The 16,934-nt window shown below is 50.9% G+C and carries 17 protein-coding genes; 12 read left to right on the top strand and 5 right to left on the bottom strand.

Annotated features, from left to right (window positions below):
• Positions 1–19: 19 nt before the first annotated feature.
• The 3 genes from G163CM_RS17665 to G163CM_RS17655 are packed head-to-tail and all read left to right on the top strand — an operon-like array spanning position 20 to position 1,834.
• Positions 20–367, top strand: a complete 348-nt coding sequence (locus tag G163CM_RS17665; RefSeq protein WP_231825797.1) for a YidH family protein — start codon at positions 20–22, stop codon at positions 365–367.
• Positions 357–719, top strand: coding sequence for a DUF202 domain-containing protein (locus G163CM_RS17660; RefSeq protein WP_231825796.1), 363 nt, complete (start codon positions 357–359; stop codon positions 717–719). The genes G163CM_RS17665 and G163CM_RS17660 overlap by 11 nt, the downstream gene beginning before the upstream one ends.
• On the top strand, positions 716–1,834 hold the full coding sequence (locus G163CM_RS17655) for an anaerobic sulfatase maturase (protein WP_231825795.1): 1,119 nt from the start codon (positions 716–718) through the stop codon (positions 1,832–1,834). Before G163CM_RS17660 ends, G163CM_RS17655 begins: the two co-directional genes overlap by 4 nt.
• Positions 1,835–1,839: 5 nt before the next feature.
• On the opposite strand, the gene G163CM_RS17650 is transcribed toward G163CM_RS17655, so the two are convergent.
• Positions 1,840–3,297: a sulfatase gene (locus G163CM_RS17650; protein WP_231825794.1), complete on the bottom strand. Its 1,458-nt coding sequence runs from the start codon at positions 3,295–3,297 to the stop codon at positions 1,840–1,842.
• Between the two features lie 151 nt (positions 3,298–3,448).
• Positions 3,449–4,864, bottom strand: coding sequence for an aryl-sulfate sulfotransferase (locus G163CM_RS17645; protein ID WP_231825793.1), 1,416 nt, complete (start codon positions 4,862–4,864; stop codon positions 3,449–3,451).
• Positions 4,865–5,251: 387 nt separating this feature from the next.
• Between G163CM_RS17645 and G163CM_RS17640 the strand changes: the two genes are divergently transcribed.
• Complete coding sequence (locus G163CM_RS17640) at positions 5,252–5,515, top strand: helix-turn-helix domain-containing protein (protein WP_255689004.1); 264 nt, start codon at positions 5,252–5,254, stop codon at positions 5,513–5,515.
• On the opposite strand, the gene dsdA is transcribed toward G163CM_RS17640, so the two are convergent.
• Positions 5,512–6,831 carry a D-serine ammonia-lyase gene (gene dsdA, locus G163CM_RS17635; protein ID WP_231825790.1) on the bottom strand — a complete coding sequence of 440 codons (1,320 nt, stop codon included), beginning with the start codon at positions 6,829–6,831 and terminating at the stop codon, positions 5,512–5,514. The genes G163CM_RS17640 and dsdA overlap by 4 nt on opposite strands.
• A 187-nt stretch (positions 6,832–7,018) precedes the next feature.
• A complete protein-coding gene (gene emrD / locus G163CM_RS17630) occupies positions 7,019–8,203 on the bottom strand; it encodes a multidrug efflux MFS transporter EmrD (RefSeq protein WP_231825788.1) in 1,185 nt (394 codons plus the stop codon).
• Between the two features lie 293 nt (positions 8,204–8,496).
• Between emrD and ivbL the strand changes: the two genes are divergently transcribed.
• From ivbL to ilvN, 3 genes are all read left to right on the top strand, one after another.
• Positions 8,497–8,595 (top strand): ilvB operon leader peptide IvbL, encoded by a 99-nt coding sequence (gene ivbL, locus G163CM_RS17625; protein ID WP_072277096.1) that lies wholly within the window; start codon positions 8,497–8,499, stop codon positions 8,593–8,595.
• Between the two features lie 107 nt (positions 8,596–8,702).
• Entirely contained in the window at positions 8,703–10,391 is a 1,689-nt protein-coding gene (ilvB, locus tag G163CM_RS17620; protein WP_231825787.1) for an acetolactate synthase large subunit, read from the top strand.
• 3 nt (positions 10,392–10,394) lie between these two features.
• Positions 10,395–10,685 (top strand): acetolactate synthase small subunit, encoded by a 291-nt coding sequence (gene ilvN, locus G163CM_RS17615; RefSeq protein WP_015343952.1) that lies wholly within the window; start codon positions 10,395–10,397, stop codon positions 10,683–10,685.
• Position 10,686: 1 nt separating this feature from the next.
• Here ilvN and G163CM_RS17610 read toward each other — a convergent pair whose 3' ends face one another.
• Positions 10,687–11,472 carry a DeoR family transcriptional regulator gene (locus G163CM_RS17610; RefSeq protein WP_231825786.1) on the bottom strand — a complete coding sequence of 262 codons (786 nt, stop codon included), beginning with the start codon at positions 11,470–11,472 and terminating at the stop codon, positions 10,687–10,689.
• Positions 11,473–11,797: 325 nt separating this feature from the next.
• Here G163CM_RS17610 and rbsK point away from each other — a divergent pair, with 325 nt between their 5' ends.
• The 5 genes from rbsK to nepI all read left to right on the top strand — a co-directional run bounded on the left by rbsK (position 11,798) and on the right by nepI (position 16,912).
• Complete coding sequence (gene rbsK / locus G163CM_RS17605) at positions 11,798–12,718, top strand: ribokinase (protein WP_231825784.1); 921 nt, start codon at positions 11,798–11,800, stop codon at positions 12,716–12,718.
• 26 nt (positions 12,719–12,744) lie between these two features.
• Entirely contained in the window at positions 12,745–14,061 is a 1,317-nt protein-coding gene (fucP, locus tag G163CM_RS17600) for an L-fucose:H+ symporter permease (RefSeq protein WP_231825783.1), read from the top strand.
• Positions 14,062–14,072: 11 nt separating this feature from the next.
• Positions 14,073–15,086 (top strand): aldose 1-epimerase family protein, encoded by a 1,014-nt coding sequence (locus G163CM_RS17595; RefSeq protein WP_231828394.1) that lies wholly within the window; start codon positions 14,073–14,075, stop codon positions 15,084–15,086.
• A 72-nt stretch (positions 15,087–15,158) separates the two neighbouring features.
• A complete protein-coding gene (locus tag G163CM_RS17590) occupies positions 15,159–15,611 on the top strand; it encodes a DUF1198 family protein (protein WP_231825782.1) in 453 nt (150 codons plus the stop codon).
• A gap of 116 nt (positions 15,612–15,727) precedes the next feature.
• Positions 15,728–16,912: a purine ribonucleoside efflux pump NepI gene (gene nepI / locus G163CM_RS17585; protein WP_231825781.1), complete on the top strand. Its 1,185-nt coding sequence runs from the start codon at positions 15,728–15,730 to the stop codon at positions 16,910–16,912.
• Positions 16,913–16,934 lie beyond the last annotated feature (22 nt).

Genomic DNA, 16,934 nt, shown 5'->3' with positions numbered 1-16,934 from the left:
CGGGACAAAAGGAGACGTCATGAAAATTTCCCGCCTCGGAGAAGCGCCAGACTATCGCTTCTCACTGGCAAATGAGCGCACTTTTCTGGCGTGGATCCGAACGGCGTTAGGCTTTCTGGCTGCTGGCGTCGGTCTTGATCAACTGGCGCCCGATTTCGCTACGCCGATCATCCGTGAGCTATTGGCACTTCTGCTGTGTCTTTTTGCTGGCGGGCTGGCGATTTACGGTTATTTGCGCTGGTTACGCAATGAGAAAGCGATGCGACTCAAGGAAGATTTACACTATACCCGCAGTCTATTGATTATCAGCGTGATTTTAATGGTTGTCGCAGCCATCGTGATGGGTCTGGTTCTCTATGCCGGCTAGTCGCAAAGCTCGTCGGGAAAGTGACCCCGGCCTGCAGCCTGAACGTACCTCGCTTGCCTGGTTTCGCACCCTTTTAGGTTACGCGGCGCTAATGATGCTGGCGATTAAACACAACTGGCATCAGGCAGGAAGTTTGTTCTGGATCTCACTTGGCGTACTGGCCATAGCGGCATTAGTGCTTTGGCGATATACTCGAAATCGCATCATTATGGACGTTGCACAAAATGATTTTGCGCAACCTCGCGTGGTGCGCGATAAGTTTTTTATCGCGCTCGCGGTTCTATCACTGGCGTTGTTGTTTGCGGTAACGCATCTGCGTCAGGTAGGGTTATTGATAAAGGACTATCTATGACAGGCTGCCAGGTCATGGTCAAACCGGCCAGTTCTCGCTGTAATCTGCGTTGCAGATACTGCTTCTATATTGAAAAACCGCAACAGCGGGTAATGGAAGACGAAACGCTTGATGCGTTTATTCGTCAACATATCGACGCGCAGCCGGGCGATGAGGTGCTGTTTGCCTGGCAGGGTGGCGAGCCTACGCTCTGCGGGCTTGATTATTTTAAACGTGTTGCCGCGCTTCAGCAGCGCTACGCAAATGGCAAACGAATTACTAATGCCTTCCAGACAAACGGGATCCTCCTCAACGACGAGTGGTGCCGCTTTTTCCGTGAGCAGAACTGGTTAGTTGGGATCTCCATCGATGGCCCTGCGCCTCTACATGATGCTTTTCGCGTCAGTAATAGCGGGAAACCCACTCATCATAGGGTTGTCGACGCGATTAACCTTTTGGTCGCACACCGCGTTGAGTTCAATCTTTTAGTGGTGGTAAATAGTCTTAATAGCCAGCATCCTCAGGCGCTTTATCGTTACTTACGTGCGCTCGGTACACCATTTATTCAGTTTATTCCGCTGGTCGAGCAGGATGAAAATGGCAATTTGAGCATTGAATCGGTTACAGGCCAGCGCTGGGGAGAGTTCCTCACCCGAGTTTTTTCAGTGTGGGTACGAGAAGATATTGGCCGCGTTTATGTGCAACTCTTTGATTCCACGTTAGGGATATGGTGTGGATACCCTTCACAAATGTGTGCTCAGAGCGAGCGTTGTGGTCACGCTTTTGCACTGGAGTCGAACGGTGATATTTACCAATGCGATCATTATGTTTATCCGGCGTATCGGTTGGGAAATATTCATCAGCAACCGCTGAAGACGCTCAATGCACTTCCGGAGGCCATTGCATTTGGTGATAACAAGCAACAATCGCTTTCACCTTCGTGCCGCCAGTGTCCAGTGTTGCGTCTTTGTCAGGGCGACTGTCCTAAACATCGTCTACAGCAAGGGAAAAGTACGCTATGTGACGGTTATCGCCAATTCTTCACCTATACCGAGCCACATATGAAAACCATGCGTGATTTGCTGAAGCATCACCGCTCCCCCGTTGAGCTAATGGTGATGCTACAGCAGAGTTGAAGGCACTAGCTCTGGGACGGTTTTTCGAGCGCCAGTCGTTCGAATTGCTCTTCCGGAGCATCATTTTCGATCATCAGTCGGGCTATTTCTTTTTTCAACCGTGAGACAACTTCCGGATTGTGCTGAGGTATTGCCTGGCGTGGATCGTCGGTGACATTGAACAAAACGCTTTGCCAGTTGTGCTCAAGCGGAACCATGCCAAGACCGATATCGGCAATCTTCATGAGTCGGCAACCTTTAGTAAAGCTGAAAGATTCCACCAGTTCTGTTTTTTGGAGTTCCTCTGGTGTAAAGGGGTGACGCATGTGAGTTGGCAGCAATGTATAGTGATTGAGTGGTCGATTTGCTTTTGTTGGGGCATGTGTATAAACCCAGGTACCGTCTGTACAACTCACCTGAGCACCATAAACGCCAAAAAGTGCGATATCGCGGACGGGTTGATCGTTGGCGATTGTTTCTTTTAAGGGCTTGCCTTGCATGTCCTTAGGAATTTCCAACTTGAAAAAGTCCAGTAAGGTAGGGGCTAAATCTATAGTCTGGACTAATTGATTACACCTACCAGTTTTTTTGCTTCGTGGGTCATAAATAAATAAAGGAGTGTGGGAAACTTCCTCATAGAAGTTTGCGTCGTTTGCTTTAGCCCACCAATCATGTTCGCCAAGTAAATAACCGTGATCGGTATTAATGATCAACAGAGTATCTTCCCACAGGTTATACTTATCCATCATATCGAGTACACGGCCAATCCCCACATCGCACATATCCAGTAAGCCACTGTACTCTTCGCGGAGATTATCTACCCACGGACGTTCTTCAGCAGAAACCTGGGCGTAATTTGGCCAATCAAAATCAGGACCCGATTTTTTCTCTTTCAGGCGACGGTGAAAAAAAGGCTCATGGGGATCAAACGTTTCGATTTGTAAGAACCAGTTATCCTCCGTATGAAATTTCTCTATAAATTCGAGGCCAAGATCAAATGTTTTCTCGATTGGAAATTTATCATGCTTTAATATTTTTTCTCTGTTGGCCTGATCCTGAGACATCATTTGGCCGAGATGAGCAGGAAATTCTCTTTTTTTAATGTCTGGTTCCCAATGGTCACCTTCTTGCCCGCGAACGATTTCCCATGAGGCGTAGCGGTTATGGTAGGTACAACCACCGTCCTCCCAGTAATGGTAATGATCGCTAATTAAATGGCTGTGTACGCCATTATTTTTCATAATTTCAAAGCAAGAGTCATCAAAAGGTTCAAGCGGCCCCCAGCTTCTATGGAGAAAATTATAGCGTCCAGTATGTAATTCACGACGGGCAGGCATGCAGGGAAGACTGCCCACATAACTCTTATCAAAAACCATACTGTTTTTTGCTAGCCGGCTAAAATTCGGCGTTTGCGTCCAGCTTGAATTATATGGGCTAAGACAATGTCTATTTAGTGAATCATACATAACCATTATGGCTTTCATGTTCTCTCCTGATTTATCTGATATGAACTCGAAATTATTATCTATTATTGTTGATGTATAAGACATCGATCACGAATGGAAATAATCATAAATTGATTATCGAAAATCATAAAGAGAAGAAGGCCGGACAAAGCGTCCGGCGCAGCCGTATTTAAATAAGATTACGAAGTTCATCGTAAGAGAATAGCCGGCCTCGATAGGTTAGCGCAGGATAGACACCATAGCATTCAACGCCAATATTATTATCGGTATCAATAATAAAGAAATTACTGTCAACACCATACATGATGCTGTAATAGTCACCAGCCTCATGAATTTCTGAAGTGATGTTGCTTCGTTGACCTGGAATATCAAAAGTATCTAATAATTCAACGGTTTTCTCTGTTAGGTCGATACCGTATACCATGCACTGTGAGTCAAAAGGCGCTTCATAGTATTCATTAGGGATAGGATCCTCCATCTTTTTATCGTTTTCACTACCATCGTCGAAAAGAGCTGCCTTGTTGTTAAAGAGCGTGAGTGCCAGCCTGTTATCCGCGATATATTCTGCATACTTAGGATTAGTTGTTGGAAAAACGGAATGCTCCCCATTAGGATAAATGAAGTTTTCTGGATTTAATGGTTGTAAATTGACTGATTCAGCAACCAGGGAATATGCCGGGTTATCAATCGTCCATTCGATATCACCGCTTTCGATATTAATACCGTAAATAGTACTTGTAGAACGGTTATTTAAAATAAGTTGATTGGCTTGGCTACTGTATTCTAGTGAGTTGAAATGGATATCATTGGGTTGTGCATCAATACAGACATCCTGATTATCAAAGAATGCTGAGTAATCTCGTGACCACAATACGTCTCCAGTGGTAACATTAAATTTAAAGATGGATGCTTGTTGCCGTTGTTCGGTGGTTGGGTTTTCCAAAAGCGTTATCAGACAGTACATATTACCGTCTGGCCCAAATGTAATATCATGATGAAAACCACAAGCGTTAGGGGCCTGATAGCTTTGACGTGTTTCACCCAGTAAATTCATCTGTTGTAGGGTTTGAGCGTATGTTTCGCCACTGGTGTTGAAAACATTGAAGCCAGGATAGACAGAGGTACCATCACTTTTCAAATTATTGTTATCCCAAACATTAGAAAACGCCATGCGTAAATCACCATTTTTATCATAAGCGGTATAATAACAGGTTACCATCCACCCCTGATAAAGAGTGTCTCGGGCAATTTTCTCGTCGTTGATAATGAAATCTACCGTTAAAGGTGTTACTCCGTAATCTTGCCCCGTTGTATCTGCAATGACATCGACTGTCTGAGCCGAACCATCATCGAACAGACATTCAATAGTGATGTTATTTTCTTGATTGGCATATAAACCAATGACAGGTATGGTGGGGTTTAAAATATATTCATTGTTTTCATAGATAAATGCGCAGTCAATGGTTCTCCCCGCGACAGTATATCGATATTTCATGGCGTTATCTGCAGTGATCACTACATGAGCAGAGAGTAGGTTTTGCTGGTAAGGATTAACAATAACATTGGTTTGAATTTGTTTGTTCATATGATCTCACTTGTTTAATTAATAATATTTAATATTGCAAGGAGATCGTATATAAATTTGAAATATCAATTCAAATCATACAATATAAATTTATATGTTTATGGTTTTTATAGAGTTACTTATAAATGAAAATATTGTTATTTATAATTTTGTTGTATGAGTTTATACATTTTGACTCTAAAGGTACAAAACATGACAACCAGATGAAGGTTTTGTCAGCTAATTTAGGGTATGTATGACATAGAGCCGAAAGATAAAAGCAGGTAAACCTATGCCACTCGTATTGCCGCGTGATACCCATTTTCTCCACCCACTGGAAAGCGTGGTGTTCCACTTCTGGCACCCGGAGAAAAGCATCAGTCAGATTTTGATTCGTCTCAACGGCCAGTGGCGGGAGCCGCGAGACCTCGAGCCATATGCCGGGAATTTGGCATGGCAAAGCGGACGTTGCAGCGTAGGTTCAGTAAATACACGGGCGTCTCGCCGCAGCAATATCTCGCCCGTGTCCGTTTATTGCAGTCTCGTTATCTGCTACGTTTTACCACCGATTCGGTGAGCGATATTGCCGTTCGCTGTGGCTTTGGCGACGTTAGCTACTTTTCTCGCGCTTTTCGTCGCCAGTTTGGTATATCACCGAATCAGTGCCGTTAACGCCCTTTCGCCAGATATTGCGCCATCTCTTCTTCCGGCACCATGCCGCCGCCCGTCGCCCACACTAAATGGGTGGCGTGGTTAAGCTGTTCGGCGCTGAAACCGTGCATTTGCTGATACGCGGTAGACGCGCAAACGCGCTGCGGCCCGGCCATACCTGCCAGCGCTGAAGGCTCCAGGCGAATATTTTCTTCCTGAGCCAGCCAGCCCAACATGTCATACATCGTTTGATCGTCGAGCGTATAAAGCCCGTCGAGCAGGCGTTCCATCGCGCGGCCTACAAAGCCGGATGCGCGGCCTACCGCCAGCCCGTCAGCCGCCGTCAGGTTATCAATGCCGATATCCTGAACGGAAAGCGCATCGTGCAGGCCGGTGTACACGCCCAGCAGCATGCACGGCGAGTGAGTTGGCTCTGCAAAGAAGCAGTGAACGTTATCGCCAAAAGCCAGCTTCAGGCCAAACGCCACGCCGCCAGGGCCGCCGCCCACGCCGCACGGCAGATAAACAAACAGCGGATGATCGGCATCGACCACACGACCTTGCTGGGCAAACTGCGCTTTCAGGCGCTGCCCGGCGACGGCATAGCCGAGGAACAGCGTGCGGGAGTTTTCATCGTCGATAAAGAAGCAGTTCGGGTCAGACTCCGCCGCTTTGCGCCCCTGTTCGACCGCCACGCCATAATCTTCTTCGTACTCGACCACCGTCACGCCGTGGCTGCGCAGCTTCGCTTTTTTCCAGGCGCGGGCGTCAGCGGACATATGCACGGTAACCTTAAAGCCGATGCAGGCGCTCATAATGCCAATCGACAAGCCCAGGTTCCCGGTTGAACCCACCGCGATGCTGTACTGGCTGAAGAACTGTTTAAATTCAGGGGAAAGCAGCACGCTGTAGTCGTCTTCAGTGCTCAGCAAGCCCGCTTCCAGCGCCAGTTTCTCGGCGTGGGTCAGCACTTCATAGATGCCGCCACGGGCTTTAATCGAGCCTGAAATCGGCAGATGGCTGTCTTTCTTGAGCAGGAGTTCACCGCTAATTTTCTGGGCGAACTGCTTTTCCAGCCGCTGCTGCATGGCCGGGATCGCCACCACGTCAGATTCAATAATTCCGCCGGTTGTGGCCGTTTCTGGAAACGCTTTTGCCAGGTACGGCGCAAAACGCGTCAGACGGTTGTGTGCGGCTTTAACGTCTTGTTCCGTCAGGCCAACATAGGGTAAACCTTCCGCAAGAGAGGTGGTGCCGGGGTTAAACCAGGTGGTCTCTTTGAGCGCGACCAGGTCCGCGACCAGAGGGTGTCGAGTAAGTAAAGTCGCCGTTTGCATCAGCCGATCTCATGTTAGGGTATTTCGTTCTATTCAACAGAAAACGGGCTGTTCATGACAAGTGATAAATGCGCAATTGACGCGTTCATAGTGTTTCTTGTGGGGGCGTAGGCTGGATAAGGCGTTTACGCCGCCATCCGGCAATGTACACCGGCGCGGCGTTATAGCAGGTTACTTACCGAGGCGCTTACACCGGCTGCTGATGCTGATGAAAGCGCGAAGCCAGCGGCAGCCAGCAAAGGAAAATCAGCAGGCCCATCAGCGTCATCAGCAGGCCGAGGCTGGCCTGACCGGTTTGCGGCATCATGGCTGAAAGCCATGCCAGCACGCCGGAACCAATGTTCTGCAAGCCACCGACCAGCGCGCCCGCGGTACCGGCGAGGAACGGGAAGGGCTCCATTGCACCGCTGGTCGCCAGCGGGAAAAGCATCCCCGCGCCGAAGAAGAACAGTGCAGCGGGTACCAGCAGCGTCCAGACAGTCATCACGCCAAACAGCCCTGGAATCCACATCATCAGCCCGGCGACCAGGCAGCTCATCACCGACTGCCACATCAGCGTAGAGAAACGTTTGTTCGGACGCCCGGCGAACCATGCGCCAAAGAATGCCGCCGGGATCGGCAGAATAAACAGAATGCTCACCACCATGCTGTTCAGGCCAAGCACCGCGCCCATCAGCACGCCGGAGCAGGCTTCAAACACCGCAATGCCCGCCAGCCCACCAATCAGCATCAGCAGATAGCAGTTGAACGCGCTGCTGCCAAATAGCGTTTTATAGTTGCTGATAAGCCGCGTTTTCGGCGCGCCGGTCGGGCGCGTTTCTGGCATCCAGCGTGCCATGCTGAAGGTGACAATCACGCACAGGGTCAGCAGGAAGCCGTAGCACGCACGCCAGTTCCAGGCGGTATCAAGCAGCCCGCCAATCAGCGGTGCGAGCAGTGGGCTTACCAGAATTCCCATATTCAACAGGCTGTTAGCGTGGCGAAGCTGGCTGCCTTCATACAGGTCACGCGGCAGAGTACGCGCCATCACGCCGCCCACGCCGGTGCCCATACCCTGTAACGCGCTGGCGGCAATCAGCACCGTCAGGTCGCTGGTGGAAATGGCGATAACCGTCGCCAGCATAAAAATCGACATCCCGACGAGGATCACCGGGCGGCGACCTACGCGGTCAGAAAGCGGGCCATAGAACAGTTGCGAAACGCCATAGGTCAGCAGATAGGCGGCCATGACGCTTTGCACCGCGCCCTCGCGAACGTTGAGATCGCGTGCCATATCAGCAATTGCAGGAATATATATGGTTTGCGCCATCTGTCCGACGGCAACCAGCAACACCAGCATCAATAAGATAGTGACGTTTCTTTGGCTTTTCATTTCTCTGATATTTTATAAAAAAAGAAAATGTAAGAATAAGCTGCTGCTTATTACCCTAAATGCGGGTGGAATCTACCATATCAAGATGACAATTTAACCATCAGATATGTGAATGATTTGTAGCAACCAGGCAGGATTTATAGACGGTGACGGCAACTAATCTTGCCAGTCTTAGCGTGGCTCTGGAGTGTGATCGCGCAAACATTTTTACGCAGATGAATTTTTTTCCGTTGCCAGCATCCAAAACCTGTGTTTGTATAAATTCACTTGATGAATTGATAAACAGGTCCCTAATGACTCCTTCCATGATGACGTCGACCCTACTAAAAACCGCGCTACCAGCCGCGGTGGTCGTCGTGCGTGTGGTGGTGGTCGTCGGCAATGCGCCGTAGGGTCCGGAACAACACACGATTCCAAAACCCCGCCGGCGCAAACCGGGCGGGGTTTTTCGTTTAAGGACCCTCCCCGGAAAGTCGGCTCAGAATAAAAGGACTGGAGCATGGCAAGTTCGGGCACAACATCACAGACCAGACGCTTTACCGGCGCAGAACTGATCGTTCATTTACTGGAGCGTCAGGGGATCACCATGGTCACCGGCATTCCCGGTGGCACCGTGCTGCCGCTGTACGATGCATTAAGCCAAAGCAAACAGATACGTCATATTCTGGCGCGTCACGAGCAGGGCGCCGGGTTTATCGCGCAGGGCATGGCGCGTACGGCGGGGAAACCGGCGGTATGTATGGCCTGTAGCGGCCCCGGTGCCACCAACCTGGTGACCGCCATCGCCGACGCGCGTCTCGACTCGATTCCGTTAGTGTGTATCACCGGCCAGGTGGCCTCCTCGTTAATCGGCACCGACGCGTTCCAGGAAGTCGATACCTACGGCATCTCTATCCCCATCACCAAACACAACTATTTAGTCCGCAACATTAAGGAATTACCGCAGGTTATCGCTGATGCTTTCCGCATTGCGCAGTCTGGCCGTCCGGGCCCGGTGTGGATAGACATTCCTAAGGATGTGCAGACCGCTGAAATCGAACTGAGTGAACTGCCGCAACCCGGCGACCGTGCGCCAACGCCTGAATTCAGCGCTGAGAGCGTGCGTGAAGCCGCCGCGATGATCAACGCCGCGCAGCGCCCGGTACTGTATTTGGGGGGCGGGGTGATTAACGCGCCTGAACGGGTGCGCGAGCTGGCCGAGAAAGCGAATTTACCGACCACCATGACCCTGATGGCGTTAGGTATGCTGCCGAAAGCGCATCCGCTGTCATTAGGCATGCTGGGGATGCACGGCGCGCGCAGCACCAACTTTATTTTACAACAGTCTGATTTGCTGGTTGTTTTAGGGGCGCGTTTTGATGACCGGGCAACGGGTAAAGTGGCTGAGTTCTGCCCGAACGCGAAGATCATTCACGTCGATATCGATCGCGCCGAGCTGGGGAAAATTAAGCAGGCACATGTCGCGATTCAGGCGGATGTTGATGATGTACTGGCGCAACTGTTACCGCAGATTGACGCGCAGCCGCGTAACGCATGGCGTGAAAAAGTGGCTGAACTGCAACAGGAATTCCCGTGTGCGATCCCTCAGGAAACGGACCCATTAAGCCATTATGGTCTGATCAACGCCGTTGCCGCCTGCGTGAACGACGACGCGATTATCGCCACCGACGTGGGCCAGCACCAGATGTGGACTGCCCAGGCGTACCCGCTCAATCGGCCACGCCAGTGGCTGACCTCCGGCGGCCTTGGCACAATGGGCTTCGGCTTGCCTGCGGCGGTTGGCGCAGCGCTGGCGAACCCGGATCGCAAAGTGTTGTGCTTCTCGGGTGATGGCAGTTTGATGATGAATATTCAGGAGATGGCGACGGCGGCGGAAAATCAGCTGGATGTGAAAATCATCCTGATGAATAACGAAGCGCTGGGCCTGGTGCATCAACAACAGAGCCTGTTCTACAAACAGGGCGTGTTCGCGGCGACCTATCCGGGCATGATCAACTTTATGCAAATTGCCGCCGGTTTCGGCCTGGCGACCTGCGACTTAAACAGCGAAACCGACCCGCAGGGCGCGCTGCAGGCAATTATCAATCGACCGGGCCCGGCGCTGATCCACGTGCGTATCGACCCGCAGGAAAAAGTGTATCCGATGGTACCGCCGGGTGCGGCCAATACTGAAATGGTGGGGGAATAAGCCATGCAAAACACAGCACACGATAACGTCATTCTCGAACTCACCGTTCGCAACCACCCCGGCGTCATGACCCACGTCTGCGGCCTGTTTGCCCGCCGCGCGTTTAACGTCGAAGGCATCCTTTGCCTACCGATTCAGGACAGCGATCAAAGCCATATCTGGCTACTGGTCAACGATGACCAGCGGCTGGAGCAGATGATGAGCCAGATAGACAAGCTGGAGGACGTGGTGAAAGTGCAGCGCAACCAGTCTGACCCGACGATGTTTAATAAGATTGCGGTGTTTTTTCAGTAAGTTATTCGTCTTCCGAATCTGGCGTGATGACTTTTACCGAACCGTTCCGGCAGTGCGTAACATAATCTGCCGGTAACGGACGATCGCTTATCAATATATCGAAGGCGGATAAAGGAGAGAGACTGGCAGGCGCAACTTCATCAAAAAGGGCATGGCGAGCCAGCAGAATTTTTCGTTGTCCACGCTCCATCGCTTTACGCTTAGTGGCGAGATCGTCGGGGTTAAACCAACTGACGCCAAAATGGTCATGCACGCCGCTTGCTGAGATAAACACTTTACGCGGATTGAGCGCATCTAAAGGCGAAGGGTTATTCGTATCGTAAAAGGCGTCGCTTCGTGCGCGATAGGTGCCGCCACAAAGCACTGCCGTGGCGTTGGGTTTTTCATTGAGCGCCACAAACACGCGGTGTGAGTAGCAGATGCCGGTGAAAGTAATATCGTCCGGGATCATACTGATCACTAACGGAATCTCCGACCCATTATCAAAGAAGACCAGATCGTTTTCATTCACCATTCCCGCGGCCAATATGGCAACCGGAAGGTCGTCACGATGGTGTGCTTTTTTCACCGAAATAGCAGGGGATGCTGGTGCGGCGGGTTTGTTCACCATCACGATGTAGCCGCCCAGAAGTGCCAGAGGGAGAGGTTCATCGTCCTGGCTGAGATCCCGTCGAATGGTCATCACCGAAACTTCCAGCATTCGCGCCGCGTCTTTCAGATGGATTCGGTCGGTCTTCTTCAATAATTCCATCAAACGTCGAATGCGTTCTTTTTGCTTCGTTTCCATTCACTCTCTCCGCAAAGCGTGTTGTATATGTTCCTTACGTAACATTTTTGTGTGTTTTGGAACATCAACATAGTTGATTCACTATACGTCTGGTCTCGATGAAATAAAAGAGCGAAACGACGTGATTTTGCACTTAACTTGCGCTGTTTCAGCATGTTGTGACGTTTTCCATGCTTTTTATCTGGCGCTAACTAATCTTGATAGTACAATAAATAATCAATAAAATGATGATGCAATCGCGATCACAGTCACAAATGATACTCAAGTAACATGATAATGTTATTTTAATATCATTGTTGTGTGATTGTTTCTGAGAGGTAGTAAAATGGATATCGCGGTTATCGGCTCTAACATGGTGGATCTCATCACCTATACTAACCAGATGCCTAAAGAAGGGGAAACGCTGGAAGCGCCTTCCTTTAAGATTGGTTGTGGCGGTAAAGGGGCAAATCAGGCTGTGGCAGCGGCCAAGCTCAATTCTAAAGTTCTGATGCTAACCAAAGTTGGCGACGATATTTTTGCGGATAACACCATTCGTAACCTTGAGTCCTGGGGCATTAATACGACATATGTAGAAAAAGTACCTTGTACCAGCAGTGGTGTTGCGCCGATTTTTGTGAATGCCAATTCAAGTAATAGTATTCTTATTATTAAAGGCGCGAACAAGTTTCTCTCACCTGAAGATATCGATCGCGCAGCGGAAGATTTGAAAAAATGCCAGCTCATTGTGCTGCAACTGGAAGTACAACTGGAGACGGTTTATCACGCCATTGAATTCGGTAAAAAACACGGTATTGAAGTGTTATTAAACCCGGCACCGGCATTACGTGAACTCGATATGTCCTATGCCTGTAAATGTGATTTCTTTGTGCCAAATGAAACCGAGCTGGAGATATTAACAGGTCTGCCTGTCGATACGTATGATCATATTCGTATTGCCGCGCGGTCTTTGGTTGATAAAGGGCTGAACAATATTATTGTCACGATGGGCGAAAAGGGCGCGCTGTGGATGACGCGCGACCAGGAAGTTCATGTTCCCGCTTTCAGAGTAAGTGCTGTAGATACCAGTGGCGCGGGCGATGCCTTCATTGGCTGCTTTGCTCACTATTACGTCCAGAGCGGTGATGTTGAAGCCGCCATGAAAAAAGCCGCTCTCTTTGCCGCCTTCAGCGTCACCGGGAAAGGTACACAATCATCTTACCCAAGTATTGAACAATTTAATGAGTATTTAACCTTAAACGAATAATTACCCTGCACTGTAAAGGTAGCACTATGAACGATAAAAACATCATTCAGATGCCCGATGGGTATCTGAATAAGACCCCTCTGTTCCAGTTTATTTTGTTATCCTGTTTATTCCCACTGTGGGGATGCGCAGCCGCATTAAATGATATTTTGATTACGCAGTTTAAAAGTGTGTTCTCACTCAGTAATTTCGCCTCTGCTTTAGTGCAGAGTGCGTTTTACGGTGGTTATTTTTTAATTGCGATTCCGGCATCCCTGGTGATTAAAAACACCAGTTACAAAGTGGCGATTTTAATTGGTCTAACGCTCTATATCGTGGGTTGTACGCTCTTTTTCCCGGCATCTCACATGGCGACGTACACCATGTTCCTCGCGGCGATATTTGCGATTGCGATTGGTCTGAGCTTCCTGGAAACTGCTGCGAACACCTACAGTTCGATGATCGGCCCAAAAGCGTATGCCACCTTGCGCCTGAACATCAGCCAGACGTTTTACCCGATTGGCGCGGCTTCTGGCATTTTGCTGGGCAAATACCTCGTCTTCTCTGAGGGCGATAGCCTGCAAAAACAGATGGCGGGCATGAATGCCGAACAGATCCATAACTTTAAGGTGTTAATGCTTGAGAACACGCTTGAGCCCTATAAGTACATGATTATGGTGCTGGTAGTGGTTATGGTGCTGTTCCTGCTTACTCGCTTCCCAACCTGTAAAGTGGCGCAAACAGCCAACCATAAGCGCCCGTCTGCGGTCGATACATTACGTTATCTGGCCCGTAATGCCCGCTTCCGTCGTGGCATCGTGGCGCAGTTCCTGTATGTCGGCATGCAGGTGGCGGTATGGTCATTCACCATCCGTCTGGCGCTGGAGTTGGGTGATATCAACGAGCGCGATGCTTCTAACTTTATGGTTTACAGCTTTGCCTGCTTCTTTATCGGTAAGTTTGTCGCCAACATTCTGATGACGCGATTTAACCCGGAAAAAGTTCTGATTCTTTACTCCATCATTGGTGCGCTGTTCCTGGCGTATGTCGCACTGGCCCCGAGTTTCAGTGCCGTGTATGTCGCCGTTCTGGTCAGCATTCTTTTCGGACCCTGCTGGGCAACGATTTATGCCGGCACGCTGGATACGGTGGATAACGAGCATACCGAGATGGCGGGGGCGGTGATCGTCATGGCGATTGTTGGCGCGGCAGTCGTTCCGGCGATTCAGGGCTATGTAGCGGATATGTTCCACTCGCTTCAGCTTTCATTCCTGGTTTCTATGTTCTGCTTTGTTTACGTCGGCATCTACTTCTGGCGTGAAAGCAAAGTGCGCAACAACCTGGCGGAAGCAACCGCTTCCTGAGGACAACGATGATGACAACGCGAATTACATTATGGCGTGAGCTTTTTGCCGAACAACCGCGCATGCTACTAAAAAATGACGATTTCACCGCGACCGCTTTTCGTTACGCCAGCGGCGTGGAAGGGCTGAAAATAGAGAATAACCGTGGTTATCTGGTGATTTTGCCCTGGATGGGGCAGATGATTTGGGATGCGCAGTTCGATGGTCATGACCTGACTATGCGAAATATGTTCAGCCAGCCTAAACCGGCGACGGAAGTGGTGGCAACCTATGGCTGTTTCGCATTCCATTCGGGGCTGCTGGCTAACGGCTGCCCGTCAGCGGAAGATACACATCCACTGCATGGTGAGATGGCCTGCGCCGCAATGGACGAAGCTTGGCTGGAACTCGATGATGATGCATTGCGTATCTCGGGTTGCTATGAATACGTGATGGGATTTGGCCATCACTATCAGGCCCAGCCAGCCGTGACACTGCGTAAATCCAGCGCCTTGTTTGATATTCAGATGGCAGTAACCAATCTGGCGTCAGTGGTAATGCCGCTACAGTACATGTGCCATATGAACTACGCCTATGTGCCAGATGCCACATTCAGCCAGAATATCCCGGATGAAGCCCTGAAACTGCGTGAGTCGGTACCTGCGCATGTTTTACCTACCGAGCAGTGGCTGGCGTTCAATCAACGGATTTTGCAGGGTGAAGCGTCACTGGCGACGCTTAATCAACCGGCGTTTTACGATCCCGAAATTGTCTTCTTTGCGGATAAACTGGATGCCTATACGGACCGCCCCGAGTTCAGCATGACTTCCCCGGATGGCACGACGTATGTGACCCGTTTCTCCAGCGCAGAGTTGAATTACGTTACACGCTGGATCCTGTACAACGGCGATCAGCAGGTCGCGGCCTTTGCGCTACCTGCCACCTGCCGACCGGAAGGTCATCTCGCCGCGCAGCGTAACGGCACGCTTATCCAGGTTGCTCCGCAGGAGACGCGGACTTTCACGGTAACAACAGGGATAGCCTGAAGACACAAAAAACCATCGCCAGCGCTGAAATTCTCTTTATGATGTCGGGGTTGAACGACATTGAGAGGGCGCATGATCTGGATAATGCTGGCGACACTGGTGGTGGTTTTTGTGGTGGGTTTCCGGGTGATGACATCCGGCCCGCGCCGGGCGATTCGTCGTTTGAGTGAACGTATGGGCATTACGCCAATGCCCATAGAATCGATGATCGATCAACTGGGGAAGGAACCCGGCAACGAGTACCTGCACTATCTTGAGCGTCCGAATGAAGCGCATTTACAAAATGCCGCGCAGGTACTGCTGATTTGGCAGGTGTTTATCGTCGACAGCAGCGAAGAGAGCATGCACCGCTGGCATCGCCTGCTGCAAAAATCGCGTCTTGCGGCGCCGATTACCGATGCGCAGGTACGGCTGGCGCTGGGGTTTATGCGTGAGCTGGAGCCTGATGCGGGCGAATTGAATGCGTTTCAGAATCGCTACAACGCCCTGTTCCATGATGAAGATGGGGTACGTTGGTTGCATTGATGTTTGAGGGGACTTCCCCTCTCTCCCCCTAAATAGTTGTCAAAACGTTAAATACGTCACACTCAGGATGTTACACTGCGCGACTTTCCCGCATAAAAACTAACGCCTGGTGACCTATGACCGAACCGCTTTCCTCCCCACAGCCCAAAGACACCGTAACCCGACCGAACTGGTCGGCGGTTTTTGCCGTGGCCTTTTGCGTCGCCTGCCTGATTACCGTTGAGTTTTTGCCCGTCAGCCTGCTGACGCCGATGGCGCAGGATCTGGGTATCTCTGAAGGCCTGGCGGGGCAGTCGGTCACCATGACCGCGTTTGTGGCGATGTTCTCCAGCCTGTTTATCACTCACGTCATTGGCCGCACCGATCGCCGCTACGTGGTGGTGATGTTTGCGGTGCTGCTCACGCTCTCCTGCCTGCTGGTATCGTTCGCCAATAGCTTTGCGCTGTTGCTGCTGGGGCGCGCTTGCCTCGGCCTGGCGCTGGGTGGGTTCTGGGCGATGTCGGCGTCGTTGACCATTCGGCTGGTACCGATGCGCGTAGTACCAAAAGCGTTATCAGTCATCTTTGGTGCCGTCTCCATCGCGCTGGTGATCGCCGCCCCGCTCGGCAGTTTTCTCGGCGGAATCATTGGCTGGCGCAACGTGTTTAACGGCGCGGCGCTGATGGGCGCGCTGTGTATTGTGTGGGTGATAAAAGCGCTGCCCTCGCTGCCTGGCGAAGCGGCGCATCAGCAGCAGAACATGTTCAGCCTGATGAAGCGCCCCGGCGTGCTGGCGGGAATGAGTGCCATCTTTTTGGTGTTCGTCGGTCAGTTCTCTTTCTTCACGTACATTCGCCCGGTTTATACCACTCTGGCAGGCTTTAGCGTGGATGGCCTGACGCTGGTGCTGCTAAGCTTTGGGATTGCCAGCTTTGTCGGCACCTCGCTCTCTTCTGCCATTTTGAAACGTTCGGTAAAAGGCACGCTGGCCTGCGCGCCCTTTGTTCTGACGCTCAGCGCGCTGGCGCTGATATTCTGGGGAAGCTCGCCTGTTGTCGCGTCTGCGGTGGCGATTATCTGGGGCTTCGCGTTTGCGATGGTGCCGGTTGGCTGGTCGACGTGGATCACCCGCTCGCTCTCCGATCAGGCCGAGAAAGCGGGATCGATACAGGTTGCGGTGATCCAGTTCGCTAACACCTGCGGCGCGGCGCTGGGCGGCGTTGCGCTGGACCATTTCGGTGTGCTGTCGCCATTGGCGATTTCCGCCTGCCTGATGCTGCTGACGGCCACGCTGGTGGCGACGAAAGTGAAAGTGAGTTAATGCATATTGCCGGATGACGTTA

Source organism: Pseudocitrobacter corydidari, from assembly GCF_021172065.1.
Lineage (GTDB): Bacteria > Pseudomonadota > Gammaproteobacteria > Enterobacterales > Enterobacteriaceae > Pseudocitrobacter > Pseudocitrobacter corydidari.
The sequence above is the reverse complement of the archived record's forward strand: the minus strand, read 5'-3'. Positions and strand labels throughout refer to the sequence as shown.

Coding starts and splice junctions, on each gene's coding strand:
- G163CM_RS17665 (WP_231825797.1), top strand. CDS start 20: ATGAAAATTTCCCGCCTCGGAGAAGCGCCAGACTATCGCTTCTCACTG.
- G163CM_RS17660 (WP_231825796.1), top strand. CDS start 357: ATGCCGGCTAGTCGCAAAGCTCGTCGGGAAAGTGACCCCGGCCTGCAG.
- G163CM_RS17655 (WP_231825795.1), top strand. CDS start 716: ATGACAGGCTGCCAGGTCATGGTCAAACCGGCCAGTTCTCGCTGTAAT.
- G163CM_RS17650 (WP_231825794.1), bottom strand. CDS start 3,297: ATGAAAGCCATAATGGTTATGTATGATTCACTAAATAGACATTGTCTT.
- G163CM_RS17645 (WP_231825793.1), bottom strand. CDS start 4,864: ATGAACAAACAAATTCAAACCAATGTTATTGTTAATCCTTACCAGCAA.
- dsdA (WP_231825790.1), bottom strand. CDS start 6,831: ATGCAAACGGCGACTTTACTTACTCGACACCCTCTGGTCGCGGACCTG.
- emrD (WP_231825788.1), bottom strand. CDS start 8,203: ATGAAAAGCCAAAGAAACGTCACTATCTTATTGATGCTGGTGTTGCTG.
- ivbL (WP_072277096.1), top strand. CDS start 8,497: ATGACTCCTTCCATGATGACGTCGACCCTACTAAAAACCGCGCTACCA.
- ilvB (WP_231825787.1), top strand. CDS start 8,703: ATGGCAAGTTCGGGCACAACATCACAGACCAGACGCTTTACCGGCGCA.
- ilvN (WP_015343952.1), top strand. CDS start 10,395: ATGCAAAACACAGCACACGATAACGTCATTCTCGAACTCACCGTTCGC.
- G163CM_RS17610 (WP_231825786.1), bottom strand. CDS start 11,472: ATGGAAACGAAGCAAAAAGAACGCATTCGACGTTTGATGGAATTATTG.
- rbsK (WP_231825784.1), top strand. CDS start 11,798: ATGGATATCGCGGTTATCGGCTCTAACATGGTGGATCTCATCACCTAT.
- fucP (WP_231825783.1), top strand. CDS start 12,745: ATGAACGATAAAAACATCATTCAGATGCCCGATGGGTATCTGAATAAG.
- G163CM_RS17595 (WP_231828394.1), top strand. CDS start 14,073: ATGACAACGCGAATTACATTATGGCGTGAGCTTTTTGCCGAACAACCG.
- G163CM_RS17590 (WP_231825782.1), top strand. CDS start 15,159: ATGATCTGGATAATGCTGGCGACACTGGTGGTGGTTTTTGTGGTGGGT.
- nepI (WP_231825781.1), top strand. CDS start 15,728: ATGACCGAACCGCTTTCCTCCCCACAGCCCAAAGACACCGTAACCCGA.